This window comes from Paenibacillus sp. J22P15 (assembly GCF_056269345.1).
Window position 1 is genome coordinate 1 of the sequence record NZ_JBWDNT010000046.1, and the last position, 1,182, is coordinate 1,182.

A 1,182-nucleotide genomic window follows, 5' to 3' on the forward strand; every position below is an offset into this window, starting at 1 on the left:
CCAGCCGGTTTATCATGGACACCGAAAACAAGATATCTTGAATTGGACTCCTGAAACAGACGAGTTTTATGAATTTATGAGAGCAAAAGTACCGCTTCAGAAACGTAATGAAGCTTTTAAGCCAACGCAGGCAAACCCCCAATTGGATCAAGAAGTTCAATACCTAAACTTGTCAAGCGACTATGGTGATGAATTTTTCAATCCGACAGTGTATAATGATCAATTCGCACAATATCTATTCAACTTTTGGCAGTATGTGGATTATGCAGCGTCTTGGCATGGTGTAGTTACAAATCCGACGCCGGATTCTTTGTTCAATCCTGAGGCAGATTGGTGGCAGCGTGAATATGAGTTTGGCGTGTTAAATATTCCAAACCCGGCATACACAAATGCCGCCCACAAGAACGGCGTTAAATCTTTAGGTTGTATTTTCTTCCCGAGAACGGAACATACGGAAGATTATGTTTATAAAGATAGTAATGGAAGATTCCCTATGGCTGATAAATTAGTTGAAATGGCTAAATATTACGGCTTTGACGGGTACTTTGTGAATGCCGAAGAAACACTGCCTGCCGACTATATGCCCGTTTATCAAGAGTTCATTCGCGCAATGACGTCTCAAGGTCTATATGTTAATGTTTACGCTTCCAATCGGTATGGTCAATTAAATCAAAGCACGTGGGGGCGGATTGACTACTCTAATAAAGATGCAACAGTGTTTAGCAACTGGGTTAAAACTCCTACAGATACGAACATTTCCGCTAGTTCCTTGTATATGAATCCGGATCCGAGTAAAGCAATGGTAGACGGTTCGGTTGCAACCATGAAGAAATTAGGTTTAGACCCAAGAAATACTGTATTTAATACACTTGAAGCAGGTCAAACCGGATTCAGCGGAACACGCGGGGCATTATACAACACTTATGATGAAAATTTAGTCCCAAGAACAGGCATAGCTTCACTGGGCAGTGCAACGGTCTTTGAGCATGTGGATGAACAACTCTTTGGTCATTCGGGTCCTAATAGGTACACTGAAAATAGACGCGCAAACCCTGATTATTACAAATATGTTGCCGCAAGAGAAAGAACATGGTGGTCAGGTGCTGCAGATGCTCCTACATATGCCGGGGGAAAAGGGACGCTTGCTTCAGCTGGCATGACACAGGATCAATTGTTGGATGC

1 protein-coding gene is annotated in these 1,182 nt (G+C 42.6%); it reads left to right on the forward strand.

Annotated elements, in window-relative coordinates:
* Window positions 1-1,182 (forward strand): endo-beta-N-acetylglucosaminidase (locus tag AC0YN6_RS30425; protein WP_475751992.1); only part of this gene is annotated, 1,182 nt, incomplete at both ends.